Consider the following 18,422-nt stretch of genomic DNA (forward strand, 5'->3'; position numbering starts at 1 on the left):
ACCGACCCGGCGAAGTCCGCCTTCGCTGCGACCTTGGCGGCCGCGCAGTCCGGGCCGTGGAAGCGGACCGGGGCGGCCGTGGGCCGACTGCCTGAAGCGTAATGGGAGTTCATCGGTATGAGACGCCGCGTTGTTGTTACCGGCATGGGTTTCGTCACTCCGCTGGGAGATGACGTGGAGACCGTCTGGCGCAGATTGCTCAACGGCGAATCGGGGATCGACTATACCACCCTTTTCGATGCGAGCAATTTCCCCACCAAGATCTCGGCGGAGGTCAAGAACTGGGACATCTCCTCGGTAGGTGAACACCCCGAGGATTGGCGATTCCGCGGCCGGCACACGCAGTTTGCGGTGGGCGCCGCGAAAAAGGCCTGGTGGGACGCCGGCTTGGACGATTCCAAGATCGATCCCACGCGCTTCGGCGTGTACACCGGTAGCGGCGAGGGGCAGCAGGACTTCGACCGTTTCACGCAAATGATGGTCGCGGCCCTCACCGACGACGGCCTCGACGTGGTCAAGTTCGTGCAGAAGGGGCTGGAGATTCTCAATCCGATCGAGGAGCTGGAGCAGGAGCCCAACATGCCGGCGGCTCATCTGGCCGCCCTGTTCAATGCCCAGGGACCCAATATCAACTGCCTGACGGCCTGTGCCGCCAGCAGCCAAGCGGTGGGCGAAGCCACCGAGATCATACGCCGCGGAGAAGCCGACGTCATGCTTTCGGGCGGAACGCACACCATGATTCACCCCTTCGGCGTGACGGGTTTCAACCTCCTGACGGCGCTGAGCACGCAGAATGATCCGCCGCAAAAGGCGTCGCGACCGTTCGACCTCAACCGGGACGGCTTCGTGCTGGGCGAAGGGGCGGCCATGCTGGTCTTGGAAGAGCTGGAGCACGCGCGGCGTCGCGGCGCTCGCATCCACGGTGAAATCATCGGCTACGGCACCACCGCCGACGCCTACCGCATCACGGATGCCCATCCCGAGGGGCGCGGGGCGATCCGCTGCATGCAGATGGCGTTGGAGGACGCGGGCATCGCTCGCGAGGACGTCCATTACGTCAACGCCCACGGTACCAGCACCGTCGTCAACGACAAGGTCGAAACCCTCGCCATCAAGCAAGTCTTCGGCGACTATGCGTACAAGTTGCCGGTCTCCAGCACCAAAAGCATGATGGGGCACTTGATCGCGGCGGCGGGGGCCACGGAGTTGATCGTTTGCCTGCTGGCCATTCGCGACAACGTGCTGCCGCCCACGATCAACTACGAGACCCCGGACCCCGACTGCGACTTGGACTACGTCCCCAACACGGCCCGGGAGTCCCGTTGCGACACGGCCTTGAACAACAGCTTCGGTTTCGGCGGCCAGAACATCTCGCTGCTCGTGCGGCGATTCACCGGCTGAGGCCGCAAGCTTTCTCTCCGCCGCAAAGTCTTCCCTGCGACTTTACGCTTTGGGTCGGCGTGAGCGCCGCGCCCAAGCAGCCGCATCGTGGGCACGGTTTGTGCCGACAATTTCTGAGTGCGGCCCGTATCGCGTCGGGCCGATCCGTGAGTGCTCCAACGAGGCGGCGACGGCCGGAGTGGAATGTCGATTCTTGCGATTCAAGCAGCGCTGATTGTGGGGTTTCTCGTTCTTGTCGGCGTCGCCGGAGCGGTCGTCCTGATCCGCAGGTAGCGACGTTGCCATCGCTCGGCCGTGAGCCGCCGACACCATGCGCCGCCGATGGAACCGCCCCTCCCGGCCGTGACTCGCGGGCGTAAGTCGGCAGTGGAATCGCCGCGAATTCATTCTTCGGGGGCATGCTCTCCCCTCGATCTCCGCCTTGCCCGAGGCACGCAGCGTCGCGGCGCGACGCGTCCCCCCGTTTGCGGTTCCGCGGTGATTGTTGTACCGTAAGGTAATGCGCGGCATTGGAATGCCGGGGTCTGAAAAGATCTCCGAAGGGCGGGCCGTGATTGCCGGGCCGGGGGCATTCGAACCAGTGCCGGCCGCGAATCGTTTTGCGCCCTGTCGCCGATCGACTCAGCAATTCCGCGGCGAACGGGGTGAGCAGCGCTTTACCCACCTATCAGTTCGGGAGCCGGCCTCGATGCAACTACGTTTTCCAGTCTGTTGGATGTTCGTTGCGATCGCACTCGCCTTCCTCGTCGGTTGCCCCAAACCGCAACCACCGGCCGAGCAGCCCGCGGCCGGCGACCAAGGCGCCGCCGCGGCCGTGCCGGGGGAAAGGCCGGACGCGCCGCAGACCCAGAGCGTGGATCCCGCCCTGCTCGCGGAAGTCGTCGCCCGTGTGGAACAGCGCGGAGGCAAAGTCCGGCTGGAAGGAGAAGGCAAGATCCTGAAGGCGGTCGATCTCTACGGCCGGCAAACGCGCGACGAGGACGTCGCGCTATTGGCTCAGGTGCCCACCATCGAGGAGCTGATTCTCTGGGGAGCGGAGATCACGGATGCCGGAGTGCGGGAACTGCCCAAGTTGCCTCGCTTGGTCAAGCTGACCCTGGAAAACACCAGCATCACCAACGATGGAGCCCAGGTGCTGGGCGAACTGAAAAACCTCCGCTCGCTTAACCTCCGCCGTAGTACCAACCTCACCGATGACGCCCTGGCGTTTACGGAAAAACTGCCGGATTTGACGGAGCTGATCCTGCTCTACAACAACTTCACCGACAACGCCATGCCGTATATCGGCAAATTGAAAAAGTTGCGGGCATTGGATCTCCGCGGCTGTGTCCTGATTACCGATCGGGGATTGGAGTCTTTGAAGGACCTCAAGGAACTGCGGGCGGTCAAGCTCCGCAATCAGGCCTCGGTGACCGACGTCGGGATGGCGCTGCTCAGCACGCTGACCAACCTCCAGGACCTGACACTGGAGGACTCCGGCATTTCCGACCTGGGGCTGGACGAAATCGCCAAGCTGACGGGGCTGACCAGCCTGAATCTGATGCGGAGCTACGGAGTTACGGACGCCGGTTTGCCGAAGCTCAAGCCCTTGACCAAGTTGCGTCGGCTGTTCCTCCGCGGCCTGTTCATCAATGCCAACGGCCTGAAAGAGCTGGATTTACCCGAGTTGATCGAGCTCGACTTGGCCGAGACGGGGGCGGACGACGTTGCCGCCGAGGCCGTTTCCCGTTTCAGCAACTTGCAAAGTCTCGACCTGTGGCATACGAAGATCACGGACGCCGGGCTTGCACATCTCGCCAAGCTGAGCAATCTTAGCACCTTGAATCTGGTTGGAACCCCGGTCACGGATGCAGGTTTGGCTCATCTCACCGGCTTGAAAAACTTGCGGACGCTCGCCCTCGATGAGTGCGGCGGCGTCACCGATGCGGCCGTGGAGCAACTCGCTCAATTGACCGGTTTGGCCGAGCTAAGCGTGGGCAAGACCGGCCTCACGCAAGCCGGCGTCTCCAAGCTCCGCGAGGCCCTCCCGGATTGTAAGATCAAGTTCTGACGGCTGGCGCGGCAAAGACATCGCGGACATCCTGCGGCAACGGCTCCGCCGACGGCACGCATCGAGGCGATTCCCAACGAGGCCGCGAGGGGTGCGCTTGCGCGAGCCTCGGCCGGAATCCCGAGCTGGAATGGCGGCCCGAGTTAGAATAACCGGATAACGTCGGCTCTTGCGGAAACGGTGCCGGCGGGTAAACATCCGTTACGAGCCGGCGCGCTTTTCGCGGGTTTTGGTTCGGCACGTTTCTCGAGTAGAATGGGGTCAGGGCGTCTCCCATCCGGCGGAGGGTTGACCATCCGCGCGGCTGCGGTACGGGGACGCCGGCGGCGAAGGGAGCGTGCATATCATGACGGGTCGGGAACGCGTCCTGGCTGCATTGGAACACCGACAGGCCGATCGGGTGCCGATCGATTTCGGCGGCCATCGCTCCTCGGGGATCGCGGCCGTGGCCTACGCCAAGTTGCGGCGATATTTGGGCCTTCCCGAGCGGCCGATTCGTGTCTACGACCCGATCCAGCAATTGGCCGTCATCGATAACGACGTTCTGGATCGCTTCCAGGTCGATACGATCGAGTTGGGCCGGGCTTTCGCCTTGGAAGACGAACACTGGGTGGATTGGATTCTTCCCGACGGCACACCTTGCCGGATGCCGCGCTGGGCCGCCCCCGAGCGAGGCAACGGCGAATGGCTGCTTCGCGGGCCTACCGGCAAAGTCTTGGGGCGGATGCCCGACGGGGCCCTCTACTTCGAGCAGTGCTACTGGCCCTTTTTGGAGCGCGATGACCCGGATCACGCCGCCGAGGCCCTTCAAGATACCATCTGGTGCGGCATCGCCTCGCCGCCGGGACCGCTCGTTTCCGGGCCGGACGGCATGCGGCGGCTGGCCGAAGGCGCGCGGCGGCTGCGGGAAACCACCGACCGGGCCGTGATCGGTCTGTTCGGCGGCAATCTTTTGGAGTGCGGCCAATTCCTCTACCGCAACGACAATTTCTACATGCTGTTGGCGGGCGATCCCGATCGCGCCGAACGCGTGCTCGACAATCTCACCGAAAGCCACCTCAAGAACCTCGAGCTTTTCCTGGGGGCGGTGGGGCCGTATATCGACATCATCCTCTTCGGCGACGACTTGGGCATGCAGAGCGGCCCGCAGATTTCTCCCCGCATGTATCGGCGGCTGTTCAAACCGCGACACGCGGCAATGTGGCGCCGGGCCAAGGAGCTGGCGCCCGTCAAGGTAATGCTGCACTGCTGCGGGGGCGTGCGGGAACTGCTCGACGACCTGATCGACGCCGGGTTGGACGCCATCAATCCCGTGCAGATCTCCTGCAAAGGGATGGATCCGGCCGGCTTGAAACGCGACTTCGGTTCGCGGATCACGTTTTGGGGCGGGGGATGCGATACGCACCGCGCGCTCACGTTCGGCTCGCCCGAAGAGATCCGCGAGCACGTCCTGAGTCAATTGGCGATTCTCGCGCCGGGCGGAGGATTCGTCTTTCAGCAGGTTCACAACATTCTGGCCGACGTGCCGCCGCGGAATATCGAGGCCATGTTCGACGCGGTTTTGGAGTTCCGTTACGCGGCGGCCGATTCCGTCGCAACCCGATGAGCACCACGCGAGGACCTGGATCGTGCCGTATGAAGTGGAATTGAAATACCCGGTCATCGACGCCGAGGACTTGGAGTCCCGGATCGAGGCCCTGGAACCGGAACGCACGATGGTGCGGGAGGAGTTCGACGTTTACTTCGCCCACCCCTCCCGCGATTTCTCGCAGACCGACGAGGCCCTCCGCATGCGCCGCGTCGGGCAGCGCTGTTCGTTGACCTACAAAGGGCCGAAGATCGACACGACCAGCAAGACGCGGCGGGAAATCGACTTGTCGCTTCCGCCCGGCCTGCGGATGTTCGACGAATGGGCCGAACTGCTGTCGGCACTGGGCTTCCGGCCGGTGGCCGAGGTCAAAAAGCTGCGCCGCAAGCTGTGGATCAAATGGCGCGAATTGCCGGTGGAAATCTCGCTCGACCATGTCGAGGAAGTGGGGCGGTTCGTGGAACTGGAGACCTTGGTTGAGGAGGAAGGCGTGCCCGCCGCCCGGGCCAAGTTGGAGGAATTGGCGGCGCACCTGGGGCTGAAGAACTCGGAACGCCGCAGCTATTTGGAATTGCTTTTGGAAAAGCGACGGCAGCGCGGAGACTAGCCGGGAACAGGTCCATCCATCGAGGGCGGCAGTCCGCGGATGGGGGCGTTAGAATAGCAGCATGGATGCGCGACCAGAAACCCCATCCCGCCGCGCCGCGATCGCACCTGACGTTCCGCCTCCCTGCGGTTCGCCACGCAATCTGACGCTCTTGGCGATCCATCAGATCCTGTTTCGGATAGGGTGGCTGTTCAAGACCGAAAGCGTCGTCATCCCCGGTTTCCTGGACTATTTGGCGGGGCCGGGGGCGGGATGGTTGCGAGGCTTCTTGCCCATCCTGAGCCGCGTCGGGCAGGGAGCTTTCCCATTGCTCTTTGCGCATCGAGTCGAGCGCTCTCGCCACGCCCCCTTGCTGCTGGGCGTCACCACGCTGGTCTTAGTCGGACCGATGCTCTTTTTCTCGGCCTTGGCGCTGCTGGGAAAGAGCATGCCGGACGGCGCCGCGGTCGCCTTTCTTGGGGCGTACTTCGTGTTCTCATGCCTCTACGGCATTTATCAATTGGCGTTCGGGGTAGTGCAAGGCAGGCTTGTGGCCGCCGAGCGCCGCGGCCGCTTGCTCAGCCTGTCCACGTTCTGGGGCACGGTGCCCGCCGTCATGATGGCGATTTGGCTGCTCCCCGGGCGTCTCGACATCCCCGATCCGCGTTACGACGAGGTGTTTTTCGCGGGGGCCTTGTTTTTGTGGCTGTCGAGCCTGATCTGTTTCACTCTGCCGGCGGGCCGGAATCAGGGAGCGAATGCTTCCCCCGTGCCTCAGCCGGGCGGCGCATTGGGGCTGCTACGGCGTTACGGCGCGGTGCGGTGGCTCTTCGCTTCAGCGTTGGCCTACAGCATCGCTCTCAGTCTGATCCCCCATTACCAGGCCTTTGCGCGGGACCACCTGCACCTGGGAAACGCCCAGCGCGGCGGCTGGATCATCACGCAAAGCATCAGCGTGGGGCTGTTCAGCTTGCTAGTGGGCCGGTTGGCCGATCGCCGCGGCAATCGCGCGACCTTGCTCGGACTGATTTTGTTCTCCACCTTGTCGCCGTTTTGGGCCGGTATCCTACCCCTGTTACCGGAAGGCTGGGCGACCAACGTGTTTTGGGTAACGTTCATCACCCTGGGATTGACGACCTTGGTCCCGCGAGTGGCCGCCAACTTCGTCCTGGAGTTGGTCACCCCGGAGGAATACTCGCAAGCCACCGCGATCGTTCAGATGGGCTACACGCTGCCGCTAGCGGCCTCCCCGCTGGTCGGCTGGGTGATCGACCGAATCGGTTTCGAGCCGGTTTGCTGGTCGGCGTCGGCGGTGATCGTGCTATCGGCGGGCCTGCTGCTTTTCGCCCCCGAGCCGCGCCGAACCCGGCGCCCGCCCTCACGCGTGATGGGGTATGACGAATAGCCGCGCGAAGGATCCCGGCCGTCCCGCGGAGCCCGGCCGAGCGCTCGCGTGAGCCGCCGAGTGGGCCGGTCCGACGTCGACGATGCGGGCGGGCTTCATCGACTCCGGCGGGGAGGGTGGATAAAATAGTAATTTCTTCGCCGGCCTTTTGCCGGTTTCGGCGGTGATCCGCCGGGCGGCAAGGCGGACGTCGTGCGATCGAGCGAAGCGAACCGAGCCCCGTTCGCCGTTGTCTTGAGACACCTGCCAACCGCTTTGGGACATTCACAGAAACTGGAAAGCAAGCAAGGAGCCGTGATGACTGATCCGACATCGCGCCCGACGGCATCGAAAAACGCCGCGCCCTCGGCCGGCGACGTGCCGGATTTCAATAAAGCCGGCGGTATTCTGCCCGCCATTGCTCAAGACGCGGAAACCGGCGAAGTGCTGATGTTGGCCTTCATGAACGCCGAAAGCTACGCGGAGACGTTGGCGACCGGCCGGGCCGTCTATTTCAGCCGCAGCCGCAACCGATTGTGGCGGAAAGGCGAGGAAAGCGGCAACGTCCAGCTCGTCCGCGAGGTTCGCATCGACTGCGACGGCGACGCCATCCTGCTGAAGGTGGAGCAGGTGGGCGGCGCGGCCTGCCACACCGGCCATCGCTCATGCTTTTACCGCCGGGTCACGAAGGAAGGTCTGGAGGTGGTGGGAACGCCGCTCTTCGACCCCGCCCAGGTGTACGGCAAGAAAAGCGGTTGAATCTCCCGCCGCATGCGGCCCGAAATCGGGCGGCTCGCCGTCGATCGGTTTCGTCGAGCGGCGTCGAAGCAGCGGTTGTGAGATAAGGGTCTAAACTCGAGGTGGTTCCTGACGTTTACGAGATGGGTTCTTATGGCGCAATCAGTGTTACGATTGGGTTTACCTGCCGGAAGCCTTCAAGAGGCCACGGCGGATTTGTTTCGTCGGGCCGGTTACAAGATTACCTACACGTCGCGAAGCTACTATCCGTACATCGACGACGAGGAGATCGAGTGCGTTTTGATCCGCGCCCAGGAAATGGCCCGCTACGTCGAAGACGGGGCCTTGGACGCCGGCCTGACCGGCTACGATTGGGTTGTGGAGACGGGCGCTGATGTGGTGGAGGCGGCCGAGCTGGTCTTTTCCAAGGTGAGCCGGCGCCCCGTCCGCTGGGTCCTCTGCGTGCCGGAAGATTCGCCCGTCCGCACGGTCAAGGACTTGGAAGGCAAGCGGATCGCCACCGAGGCGGTCGGCATCACGCAGCGCTACCTCGCGCGGCACGGCGTGAACGCCAAAGTGGAGTTCAGTTGGGGAGCCACCGAGGTCAAGCCGCCCAAATTGGCCGACGCCATCGTCGAAGTCACGGAGACCGGCAGTTCGCTTCGGGCCAACAACCTCCGCATCGTGGACGAGGTGCTGGTGAGCACAACCCGATTCATCGCCAACAAGCAGGCCTGGCAAGACCCCTGGAAACGCGGCAAGATGGAAGATATCGTCCTGATGCTGCGGGGGGCCATGGCGGCCGAAGGCAAGGTCAGCTTGATGATGAACGTGCCGCGGGCGAGGCTGGAAGAGGTGCTGGGTTTCTTGCCGGCTTTGCAGAAGCCCACCGTCGCCGACCTGGCCGACCCCGATTGGGTGGCCGTCATCACGATCTGCGATGAATCGTTCGTGCGGTGCGTGATTCCACGGCTGAAGGCGGCGGGGGCAACCGGCATTGTGGAACAACCGGTTACCAAATTGATTGAATGACGCGGATCGGCGGTACGGTCAGCCGGGGCGCGGTAAGGGGGCGAATCCGACCGCTCGTCCGCATCGAAACGCCCGATTTCCTTGAGTCCCCCATTGGGAGCCGAATCTCCATGACGCCCGAGGAACGGCTGCACGAATACCTCAAAACCGTCAACCAGGTCATGCCGCCCGCTCCCGAGCCGAAAGGGCTGTACCGGCCCGTAGTTGCGGTCGGAGGCTTGCTTTTTACTTCGGGTCACCTGCCGATCGACGAGCAGGGGCGGCTCATTCAGGGGACGTTGGGCGGGGATCTGAGCGAGGAGGAGGGACGCCGGGCGGCGCTGGCGGCCGGCCTGGGAATCTTGGCCTCGGTCCGGGCGGCATTGGGAGGTCTGGACCGCATCCGCCGCGTCGTCAAACTCACCGGTTTGGTGCAGTCCGCGCCGGGGTTCACCGGGCAGCCGCGGATCATCAATGCCTGTAGCGAACTGCTGGCCGCGGTCTTCGGCGAGCAAAACGGCGTCGGTGCCCGCACGGCTTGCGGCACGAACGCCCTGCCTCTCAATGCCGCCGTGGAGATCGAGGCCGTCTTCGAGTTGCGGGATGCTGCTGCCGGCGACGGGCAATGACCTTCCATTCGGCAAACGGTCATGCGTGACGAAAAAATCCTGGTGGTCGAAGACGACCTGCGGATTCAGGAGTTGTTGCAGTATAACCTGCAAAAGGAAGGGTTTTCCGTTCTTCCCGCCCATTCCGCCGAGATGGCGCTGCAAATCCTCGAGCAGACCACGCCGCAATTAATGCTGTTGGATTTGATGTTGCCCGGAATGGACGGCCTGACGCTTTGCCGGCGTCTGAAAGGCGCGTCGCAGTGGCGCCACATTCCCATCATCATGCTGACGGCGCGGCGGGAAGAGGCCGACATGGTGGCCGGCTTGGAGCTGGGAGCCGACGACTATCTGCCCAAGCCGTTCAGCGTGCGAGTCCTGCTGGCGAGGATCCGCGCCGTGCTCCGCCGCGCGGCCGAAGAGCCGCCCCCGGCGGAAGACGGCGTCATCCACATCCGTGAAATCACGGTCAACCGCGAACGGCACGCCGTGACGGTCAACGGCAAGCCGGTCGTGCTTACGCCGATGGAGTTCCGCGTGTTGGTGATTCTCATCTCCAAGCCGGGCAAGGTCTTCACTCGGGCGGAGATCGCCGATGCCGTGCACCATGAGGAAAACGTGGTCACGGATCGGGCCGTCGACGTGCAAATCGCGGCCCTGCGCCGCAAGTTGGGTGTCGGCGGGCGCTACATCGAAACGGTCCGAGGGGTGGGTTACCGCTTCAAGGTCTAAGCCGGCCGGCGGGGACGGTCCGGATTATTTCCGGCCATGGCATGCCCGCACCGGTCCATCGGCGACGGCCGCCCTCTCCTGTTTCGCCTGCCGCGGAACTTTCGCCTCGTTCAAGGCGTCTTTATTGTTGATCGCCGAGGTCGGCGGACAACGTCGCCGGACGGCGATTTCGCCCCGCCGCAAGGCTGCAACACTCCCTCTCCGGAAGCCGGGCCGCCTCGGCGTGGGGTGCTTGACGCGCGTGGAAATCACGGGTAAGAAGACACCGTTGCTCGTCTCGCCCATGTACCGTGTTCCGCGGCGTCCGGAGGTGCTTGTTCGCTTGCGCCGCCGCTTGGGTTTCTTTCAAGGATGTGTCTGACGCGGTGTTCCCTCATAGGACGGAGGTTCCGGTCCATGGCTCGATCCGGCATGTCTCGCAGCGGTAAAGTGGTCGTGGTTTTGGCATCGGTCCTTTTGGGCGGCGCCGTGCTGCCGTGGGCGTTTCGGCAAAGCGGCGTCGCGGCCGGTTTAGCGGCGGTGCTGACGGGAGAGGACGCAGCCGTGGAAGAGTCGGCACAACGGGCCAAGGCCGTTCAATTGCTCCGGGAGGGAAATTACCGCGAGGCCTACGATCTCTTTTTCCGTCTGTTGACGACGCCTGCCAAGGACGCCCGCGCCGTGTGCGAGGACCTGCCCAACGCTTGGCAATGTCTGGCTCAGTTGAATCGCATGAATGAGATCGACGACTTGATCGAGAAAAGCGTCGATGCCCAGGCGGAGAATTGGCGATTCCTCGCGGCGGCGGCGGAATTGTACCGGCAATTGCCGCACCAGGGCTTTCTGATCGCGGGGGAATACCGTCGCGGACCGCATCGCGGCGGCGGTGAGGCGACCAACTCGTTCCAGCGGGACCGCGTCCGCGCGCTGCAATTGATGCGGCAGGCCATGCCCCTGGCCGATCAAGACGACCATCGTGCCGAGGCGGCCCGTTTCTACCTCCAGTTCGCCGGGATGTGGCTGGAGGGGGCGGGCGGGGTGGAGGCGTGGCGTTTGGGCGCGTTGACCGATTTGGAGACGCTGCCCGACTACGAACCGGGTTGGGGCTATTGGAGCGGAGTTCGCGGCGCCCCCGTCGATGAAGACGGCAAGCCGATCTTCCATACCGCGCCCAAGACATTCGCGGAGGCCGCTAACGACGGACAACGGTGGCGTTGGTGCCTCGATCAGGCCAGGGAGATGGACCCCTCGCTCGCCGATTCCATCGACTTCCAATTCGCCGACTTTCTCTGGTCGCAATTCGGCGTGCAAACGATGGCCGACTACGGCTGGTTCTTCGGCCGGCTGGAGGCGGAGGAGAAGCCGTCGGGGGAGGCGGGGACCTGGGCCTTGCACCTCTTGAGCGAAGATGAGACCATGGCCCGCCTGGCCGGCGGCGTCCAACGCTTCGCCTTACCGGAGGAATTCAACTACATCCGTATTTGGCGGAGGTTGGCCGATAAGCAGGGCGGGTTGCAAGTGCAGGCCCTGGATCGGCTGGCCGGCGTTTTCGAAAATCGCCGCCAATACCCCAAGGCGGCGGAGATGCTGCAACGCGCCGTCGCGCTGACAAAGGACGATGTTCAACGAAGTTATCGCGAGCGGCTGCATCAAATCGTGGGGAATTGGGGGCGATTCGAGCCGGTGGGCACCCAGCCCGCCGGGCGCGGCCCCACCGTCGATTACCGCTTCCGCAACGGGAAAAAGGTCACCTTCACAGCTCATGAAATCCTTCTCGATAAACTCTTGACCGACGTCAAGGCCTATCTGAAATCTTCGCCCGCCGAGCTGAATTGGGAAAACCTCGACGTTTCGAACCTCGGCTATCGCCTGATCGAGAAATCTCAGACGCGCTACCTGGGCGCGCAGGTCGCGCAATGGTCGATGGAGCTGACGCCGCGGCCCAACCATTTCGATGATCGCGTGACGGTGACCACGCCCCTGCAAAAAGCCGGGGTGTATCTCCTCCGCGCCGACATGGAAGGCGGCAACATGTGCTTCGTGATCCTTTGGGTCGCGGACACGGCGATCGCCAAGAAGCCCTTGGACGGTCGCAAGGTCTGGGTGTTTGTCGGTGACGCGGTGACGGGCAAGCCGGTTCCCAAGGCCAACGTCGAGTTTTTCGGTTGGCAGCAGGAATGGCGGAATAATGCTCCGCGGCCGCGCGTCGTCACCAAGAATTTCGCCGAGTTCACCGACGGCGACGGACAACTGGTTCTCGATCAAAATCGACTGGCGGACAACTACCAATGGCTGATCATCGCGCGTACCCAGGACGGCCGACTGGCTCACCTGGGATTCACCGGCATCTGGTTCGGCGATCGGTACGACGCCCAGTATCGCGCGATCAAGACGTACTTCGTGACCGATCGGCCGATCTATCGCCCCGCGCAAAAGATGTTCTACAAGTTCTGGATGCGCCGCGCGCAGTACGACATGCCGGAGACGTCGGATTTTGCGGGCGCGCAAGTGCTGATTCGCCTGATGGGGCCCCGCGGCGACAAGCTTTGGGAGCGGACCGCCAAGGCCGATGAGTTCGGCGGCGTGGAAGGCGAATGGGAGATCCCGTCCGATGCCGGCTTGGGCGTCTATCAGTTCGCGGTGCAATTGCCGGACGGAAGCAACGTCGGCGGCGGGGCTTTCCGCGTGGAAGAATACAAGAAACCGGAGTTCGAGGTCACGGTGAAAGGACCGGAAAAGCCCGTCGCTTTGGGAGAGAAGATCACGGCCGCCATCGAGGCCCGCTATTACTTCGGCTCACCCGTCACCGAGGCCAAAGTCAAGTACAAGATCGAGCGAACCGGCTACACGGAGAGCTGGTATCCGCCGCGGCCGTTCGATTGGTTGTACGAGCCGGGCTATTGGTGGTTCGCCTACGACTACGATTGGTATCCCGGCTGGCGCTCGTGGGGATGCCTCCGCCCCAGCCCGTTCTGGTGGCCGCGCAGCCCGCAACCCCCGGAGCTGGTGGCCGAGCAAGAGGTCGCCGTGGGGCCGGACGGCAAGGTCGAGGTCACCATCGACACCGCCCTGGCCAAGCTCCTGCACCCCGACCGAGACCATCGCTACCGGATCACGGCCGAGGTCACGGATCAGTCCCGTCGCACCATCGTGGGAACGGGCGAGGTGATCGTCACGCGACAGCCCTTCAAGGTGTATCTGTGGGTCAACCGGGGCTATTACCGGACGGGCGACGTGGTGATGGTGGATGCCTCCGCCCGCACACCCGACGGAAGCCCGGTCTCCGGTAAAGGCGAATTGAAGCTCTATAAGATTCGTTATCAGGACGGCAAGCCGGTGGAGACGGCCGTCCGCGCGTGGGAAATGCCGACCGACGAAGAGGGCCGGGCCTCCCTGCAAATCCGCGCCGCGGAGCCGGGACAATACCGGCTTTCGCTTAAGCTCGACGACGGCGGCGGGCACCAAATCGAGGGCGGTTACGTCTTCACCATTATCGGTCCCGCCATGGCCGGCGGCGACGATTTCCGTTTCAACGAGATCGAGCTGATTCCCGATAAAGCGGAGTATCAGCCCGGCGAGACCGTCCAGCTTCAGGTCAACACCAATCGCCGCGATTCCGTGGTATTGCTCTTCGTGCGTCCCAGCAACGGCGTGTATTTGCCGCCGGTCACTTTGCGATTGGAGGGCAAGTCGGCCGTCTTCCCCATCCCGGTGACTCTCAAGGACATGCCGAATTTCTTCGTCGAGGCGGTCACCATCTCGGAAGGCAAGCTGTTCAGCGAGGTCCGCGAGATCGTGGTTCCCCCGGAAAAACGCGTCTTCCATGTGGAGGTCCAACCTTCCAAGACGGAATACCTGCCGGGCGAGAAGGCGACCGTCAAGCTCAAGCTGACCGATTTAGCCGGTCAACCGCTGACGGGATCGACCATCGTCGCCATCTACGACAAGTCGGTGGAATACATTTCCGGGGGAAGCAACGTCCCGGAGATCAAGGCTTTCTTCTGGAAATGGCGGCGCGGTCACAATCCCCAGACGGAGCATTCCTTGGACCGTTCGTCATGGAACATTGTGCCGTCCAACAGGCCCGGCATGAATGATTTGGGAGTCTTCGGCGCCGGCGTCGTGGAAGAGGTCGAATCACGAGAATTCGGAATGCAGGCGACCAATGGGATGGCGATGCGGGCGCGCCGAATGGGGGTCTTCGGCGGAGGGATGGGAGGCGAGGCCCTCATGGCGAAAGGGATGGCCGCACCCGCTCCCATGGCGGCGGCCATGGCGGACGGCGCCATGGAGAAATCCGCGGCCGACCGCGATGCTCTTAACGCCGCGGCGGAACCTGCCGCCGCCGGCGTCGAACCGACCGTCCGTTCGGAGTTCGCGGATACGGCGTTGTGGGTCGGCACGCTCAACACCGCCGCCGACGGTACCGGCGAGGTCTCCCTCGATATGCCGGAAAACCTGACCACGTGGCGGATCAAGGTTTGGGCCATGGGCCACGGTACTCGCGTGGGCGAGGCCGCCGCGGACGTGGTGACCCGCAAGAACCTCATCCTCCGCCTCCAGGCCCCGCGATTCTTCGTGCAAACCGATGAGGTCGTGCTCTCCGCCAATGTGCACAATTATCTCCCGTCGGCCAAGTCCGTCGAGGTCCGGCTGCACTTGGAAGGCGGCACGCTGCAGGCCCTGGACGAAGTCGTTCGCAGGGTGGAGATCCCGGCCGGCGGCGAGACCCGCGTGGATTGGCGGGTCCGCGTTACCGCCGAGGGCGAAGCCCTGGTCCGCATGGCCGCCCTCACCGACGAAGAGTCGGATGCCATGGAAATGCGGTTCCCCTGCTACGTTCACGGCATGGACAAGATGGTCCCGTTTTCGGGCTGGATTCGTCCGGAGAAGGACGTGTGGCAATTTACGGCCCACGTCCCGGCCGAGCGCAGGCCCGAGTCCGCCAGGCTGGAAATACGCTTTTCTCCCACCTTGGCCGGCGCCATGGTGGATGCGCTGCCCTACCTGATCGACTATCCCTACGGCTGCACCGAGCAGACGCTCAACCGCTTCCTGCCCGCTGCGATTACCCAAAAGGTACTCATCGACCTGGGTTTGGATCTGGACCAGATTCGTCAGAAGCGGACGAATCTCAACGCGCAGGAATTGGGCGATGCCGCGCAACGGGCCGCCCAATGGAAGCGATACGATCGCGAACCGGTCTTCGATCAGGCCGAACTCACCCGCATCGTCAAGGACGGCGTCGAACGCTTGACCGAGATGCAGCTCTCCGACGGCGGTTGGGGCTGGTTCTCCGGTTGGGGTGAGTTCTCCTCGCCCCATACCACGGCGGTCGTGGTCCACGGACTGCAAATCGCACGGCAAAACGACGTGGCGATCGTGCCCGGCGTGCTGGAACGCGGTGTGGAATGGCTGAAAGCCTACCAGCAAAAGCAAATCGTCCTCTTGCAGAACCACGAGAAGGACCTCAAAGACGTGCCGCGGAAGGCGTCCGCCGACAATCTCGACGCCTTCACGTACATGGTCCTGGTGGATGCCGGGCACGCCGACCCCGAGATGAAGCGGTTCCTCTATCGCGACCGATTGAACATTTCGGTGTACGCCCTGGCGATGTTCGGACTGGCGCTGGAAAAGGAGGGCGACCGTGAAAAGCTCGATATGGTGCTGCGGAACATCCATCAGTACGTGCGCCAGGATGACGAGAACCAAACCGCTTGGCTGGATATGGGCCAATGGAGCTGGTGGTATTGGTACGGCAGCGAGATCGAGGCCATGGCCTACTACCTCAAGCTGCTGACGCGGACCGATCCTAAGGGGGAACTTGCCCCGCGGCTGGTGAAGTACCTGCTCAACAATCGCAAGCACGCCACATATTGGAACTCCACGCGCGACACCGCCCTGGTGGTGGAGGCGTTCGCGGACTATATCCGGGCGTCGGGCGAGGACCGGCCCGAGATGACCGTCGAGGTCTACGTGGACGGCGAACTCCGGAAGGCCGTGGAAATCACGCCGCAAAACCTGTTCGCCTTCGACAACGGCGTGCTGCTGTTGGGCGAGGAGCTGAAGGAGGGCGATCACACGGTCGAGGTGCGGCGCCGCGGCCGGGGCCCGCTTTACATCAACGCCTACCTCAGCTACTTCTCACTGGAGGAGTTCATCCCGGCGGCCGGCCTGGAGATCAAGGTCGCGCGGCGCTACTTCCGCTTGGTCCCCGTCGAGGCGACGGCTCAAGTCGCCGGTTCCCGCGGGCAAGTCATCGATCAAAGGGTCGAGAAGTACCGCCGCGAAGAACTGCCCGACCTGGCCGAGGTCCGCTCCGGAGACTTGGTCGAGATCGAACTCGTGCTGGAAAGCAAGAACGATTACGAGTACCTGGTCTTCGAAGACATGAAGCCGGCGGGCTTCGAACCGGTGGATCTGCGGTCGGGCTACACGCGGAACGCTTTGGGGGCCTACGTCGAGTTCCGCGACAATCGAGTCGCCTTCTTCTGCCGGAGCCTCGCACGCGGCACGCACAGCACGGCCTATCGGATGCGCGCGGAGATCCCCGGCAAGTTTTCGGCCCTGCCCACCCGCGGTTATGGCATGTACGCTCCGGAGCTGCGCGCGAACTCGGACGAAATCCGGCTCCGCGTGGCGGATGTGCCGATCGTGCCCGAGAAATAGCCGCGGTCTCGCACGTGCGGAGACGCCGCCGGCTTCCACCGGCGGCTCTCCAAAGTGTAAACTGAGGTGACTTGGGAGCCTCCGGCGTAAGCCGGCGGAGCCCAACAGCCGACGCGAACACAGTTTCGAGCCGCGGGCGCAATCCGGCGGTGCCTAGCGATTGATGCAAACGGACTCAGAGCCTCCGGCGTAAGCCGGCGGTGTAGGGGCTTCGCCCGTCGCCCACAATTCCTCGTTTCAAGGTGGAGATCGCATGAACCGGACCGCTTGCTTGCCCTCCCACAGCCAACGGAAATCCCTTGCGCGCCCTGCGCGGCGGTGCGGACTTACAATCTTCGCCTTCGCCGTGGGGCTGATGATCGGGCATGCCGGTGCCGGCTACGCGGCCGAGGACGGTTGGATATCCCTCTTCGACGGCCGCACGCTGGACGGTTGGACCGTCAAGTGCAAACCCAAGGACGACGCCAAGCGAGATTACTTTCGGGTGGAAGAGGGTACCATCGCCGCCGTGGTTCCGCCGGGCAGCGACCACGACTACATCTGGCTGGTCCGTCGCGATGAATACGCCGACTTCGAGTTGACGCTGCAAGTTCAAACGACTGCCGACTCGACCGGAAACAGCGGCATCCAAGTGCGAAGCCGCTACGACGACACGGCCTACTGGATGGACGGTCCGCAAGTGGACATCAATCCGCCCGGACCGTGGCGAACCGGATTCATCTACGACGAGACGCGGGGAGTGCAGGTTTGGCTCTGGCCCGACGTGGGCCGGCCCGCCAATGCCAAACCGGAGCATGCCCCCGCCGAATGGAAGTGGGCGCACGCGCCGGCATGGAACGACCTCCGCATCGTATGCCGCGGTGTCCGCATTCAAACCACGGTCAACGGCGTCTCCGTGGCGGATTATGACGGCGCAGGACGGCTGGACGACGAGCCGCATCGCAGTCGGAACGTGGGGATGAAGGGGCACATCGCGCTCCAGATTCACCCCGGCGGGACGCTGCACATCCGTTTTCGCGACCTCCGCCTCCGGCCGATTCCTTGACGGCCGAGCCGCCGGCATCGCGATTCCCGGTGTCATTGCGATCTCAATCCGGTCGAAGATGCCATTTTAGGGAGCGTAGCGATTTTCTGGACTATTCGGGGCGTGAGGCCGATGTCTGAGTTAAGGGAGCGGATTGCGCGGCCTAGAGCAGGTTTCGGCCGCGGCGGCAACGGACGGCGGTCGCCGCACCCGCCCGAAACGTCGGCAAGAAGGTGACCTACTCGGAAAGGAATCGCCGGAAATGAAACACGCGATGTGGATGATCTTGTTGGTCGTCGGTCTGGGGATCGGCGGGACGGCGTCGGCCGGAGACTACGGCTATCGGCACGGCCGGGGCATCGGTTTGAACGGCCTCGCCGCCCCCGGCTGCGGATTCATTTGCGAAACCTGCCCGCCGATCGGCTATGCTCCCTTGCCGATGCGGGCGCCGATTGGGATCGGGATGCGGCCGTGGGGTTTGGGGATGCATCAAGGGGCGATGGTCGATCCCGGGCCGCCGACCGGCGCGATTACCTATCCCTATTACACGGTTCGAGGTCCGCGGGACTTTCTCCAAAAATACCCCACTCCCATCGGTCCGTGACCCACGTCACCGCCCAGGGGGGACGGACGATTCGAATCCTTCGCCATT

General features: G+C 63.6%; 12 protein-coding genes. All 12 read left to right on the top strand.

Translation table 11 applies throughout. The features are described 5' to 3' along the window. Window positions 1-111: 111 nt before the first annotated feature. The 12 genes from fabF (at window position 112) to ACZ5B4_RS15955 (ending at window position 18,374) form a co-directional block, all read left to right on the top strand. Window positions 112-1,401, top strand: a complete 1,290-nt coding sequence (gene fabF, locus ACZ5B4_RS15900; protein WP_464914036.1) for a beta-ketoacyl-ACP synthase II — start codon at window positions 112-114, stop codon at window positions 1,399-1,401. Between the two features lie 688 nt (window positions 1,402-2,089). Continuing rightward, a complete protein-coding gene (locus ACZ5B4_RS15905) occupies window positions 2,090-3,451 on the top strand; it encodes a leucine-rich repeat domain-containing protein (protein ID WP_464912214.1) in 1,362 nt (453 codons plus the stop codon). 346 nt (window positions 3,452-3,797) lie between these two features. Beyond that, window positions 3,798-5,057: a uroporphyrinogen decarboxylase family protein gene (locus ACZ5B4_RS15910; RefSeq protein ID WP_464912215.1), complete on the top strand. Its 1,260-nt coding sequence runs from the start codon at window positions 3,798-3,800 to the stop codon at window positions 5,055-5,057. 22 nt (window positions 5,058-5,079) lie between these two features. Then, window positions 5,080-5,646 (top strand): class IV adenylate cyclase, encoded by a 567-nt coding sequence (cyaB, locus tag ACZ5B4_RS15915; RefSeq protein WP_464912216.1) that lies wholly within the window; start codon window positions 5,080-5,082, stop codon window positions 5,644-5,646. Between the two features lie 61 nt (window positions 5,647-5,707). After that, window positions 5,708-7,030 (top strand): MFS transporter, encoded by a 1,323-nt coding sequence (locus ACZ5B4_RS15920; RefSeq protein ID WP_464912217.1) that lies wholly within the window; start codon window positions 5,708-5,710, stop codon window positions 7,028-7,030. A gap of 297 nt (window positions 7,031-7,327) precedes the next feature. Then, on the top strand, window positions 7,328-7,768 hold the full coding sequence (hisI, locus tag ACZ5B4_RS15925) for a phosphoribosyl-AMP cyclohydrolase (RefSeq protein WP_464912218.1): 441 nt from the start codon (window positions 7,328-7,330) through the stop codon (window positions 7,766-7,768). 132 nt (window positions 7,769-7,900) lie between these two features. Beyond that, a complete protein-coding gene (gene hisG, locus ACZ5B4_RS15930; RefSeq protein ID WP_464912219.1) occupies window positions 7,901-8,779 on the top strand; it encodes an ATP phosphoribosyltransferase in 879 nt (292 codons plus the stop codon). 110 nt (window positions 8,780-8,889) lie between these two features. Continuing rightward, a complete protein-coding gene (locus ACZ5B4_RS15935; RefSeq protein ID WP_464912220.1) occupies window positions 8,890-9,387 on the top strand; it encodes a RidA family protein in 498 nt (165 codons plus the stop codon). Window positions 9,388-9,408: 21 nt separating this feature from the next. Continuing rightward, complete coding sequence (locus ACZ5B4_RS15940) at window positions 9,409-10,098, top strand: response regulator (protein ID WP_464912221.1); 690 nt, start codon at window positions 9,409-9,411, stop codon at window positions 10,096-10,098. A gap of 396 nt (window positions 10,099-10,494) precedes the next feature. After that, window positions 10,495-16,746 carry an alpha-2-macroglobulin family protein gene (locus ACZ5B4_RS15945; RefSeq protein ID WP_464912222.1) on the top strand — a complete coding sequence of 2,084 codons (6,252 nt, stop codon included), beginning with the start codon at window positions 10,495-10,497 and terminating at the stop codon, window positions 16,744-16,746. 253 nt (window positions 16,747-16,999) lie between these two features. Next, window positions 17,000-17,791 carry a 3-keto-disaccharide hydrolase gene (locus tag ACZ5B4_RS15950; protein ID WP_464912223.1) on the top strand — a complete coding sequence of 264 codons (792 nt, stop codon included), beginning with the start codon at window positions 17,000-17,002 and terminating at the stop codon, window positions 17,789-17,791. 241 nt (window positions 17,792-18,032) lie between these two features. After that, a complete protein-coding gene (locus ACZ5B4_RS15955) occupies window positions 18,033-18,374 on the top strand; it encodes a hypothetical protein (protein ID WP_464912224.1) in 342 nt (113 codons plus the stop codon). The last annotated feature ends 48 nt before the right edge of the window (window positions 18,375-18,422 follow it).

The sequence above is a fragment of the Thermogutta hypogea genome (assembly GCF_055386265.1).

What these genes read in the sequence shown, in the direction of transcription:
- ACZ5B4_RS15945 (WP_464912222.1), top strand. Translation starts at nt 10,495, where the DNA reads ATGGCTCGATCCGGCATGTCTCGCAGCGGTAAAGTGGTCGTGGTTTTG.
- ACZ5B4_RS15950 (WP_464912223.1), top strand. Translation starts at nt 17,000, where the DNA reads ATGAACCGGACCGCTTGCTTGCCCTCCCACAGCCAACGGAAATCCCTT.
- ACZ5B4_RS15935 (WP_464912220.1), top strand. Translation starts at nt 8,890, where the DNA reads ATGACGCCCGAGGAACGGCTGCACGAATACCTCAAAACCGTCAACCAG.
- ACZ5B4_RS15955 (WP_464912224.1), top strand. Translation starts at nt 18,033, where the DNA reads ATGAAACACGCGATGTGGATGATCTTGTTGGTCGTCGGTCTGGGGATC.
- ACZ5B4_RS15910 (WP_464912215.1), top strand. Translation starts at nt 3,798, where the DNA reads ATGACGGGTCGGGAACGCGTCCTGGCTGCATTGGAACACCGACAGGCC.
- ACZ5B4_RS15940 (WP_464912221.1), top strand. Translation starts at nt 9,409, where the DNA reads ATGCGTGACGAAAAAATCCTGGTGGTCGAAGACGACCTGCGGATTCAG.
- ACZ5B4_RS15905 (WP_464912214.1), top strand. Translation starts at nt 2,090, where the DNA reads ATGCAACTACGTTTTCCAGTCTGTTGGATGTTCGTTGCGATCGCACTC.
- hisI (WP_464912218.1), top strand. Translation starts at nt 7,328, where the DNA reads ATGACTGATCCGACATCGCGCCCGACGGCATCGAAAAACGCCGCGCCC.
- hisG (WP_464912219.1), top strand. Translation starts at nt 7,901, where the DNA reads ATGGCGCAATCAGTGTTACGATTGGGTTTACCTGCCGGAAGCCTTCAA.
- ACZ5B4_RS15920 (WP_464912217.1), top strand. Translation starts at nt 5,708, where the DNA reads ATGGATGCGCGACCAGAAACCCCATCCCGCCGCGCCGCGATCGCACCT.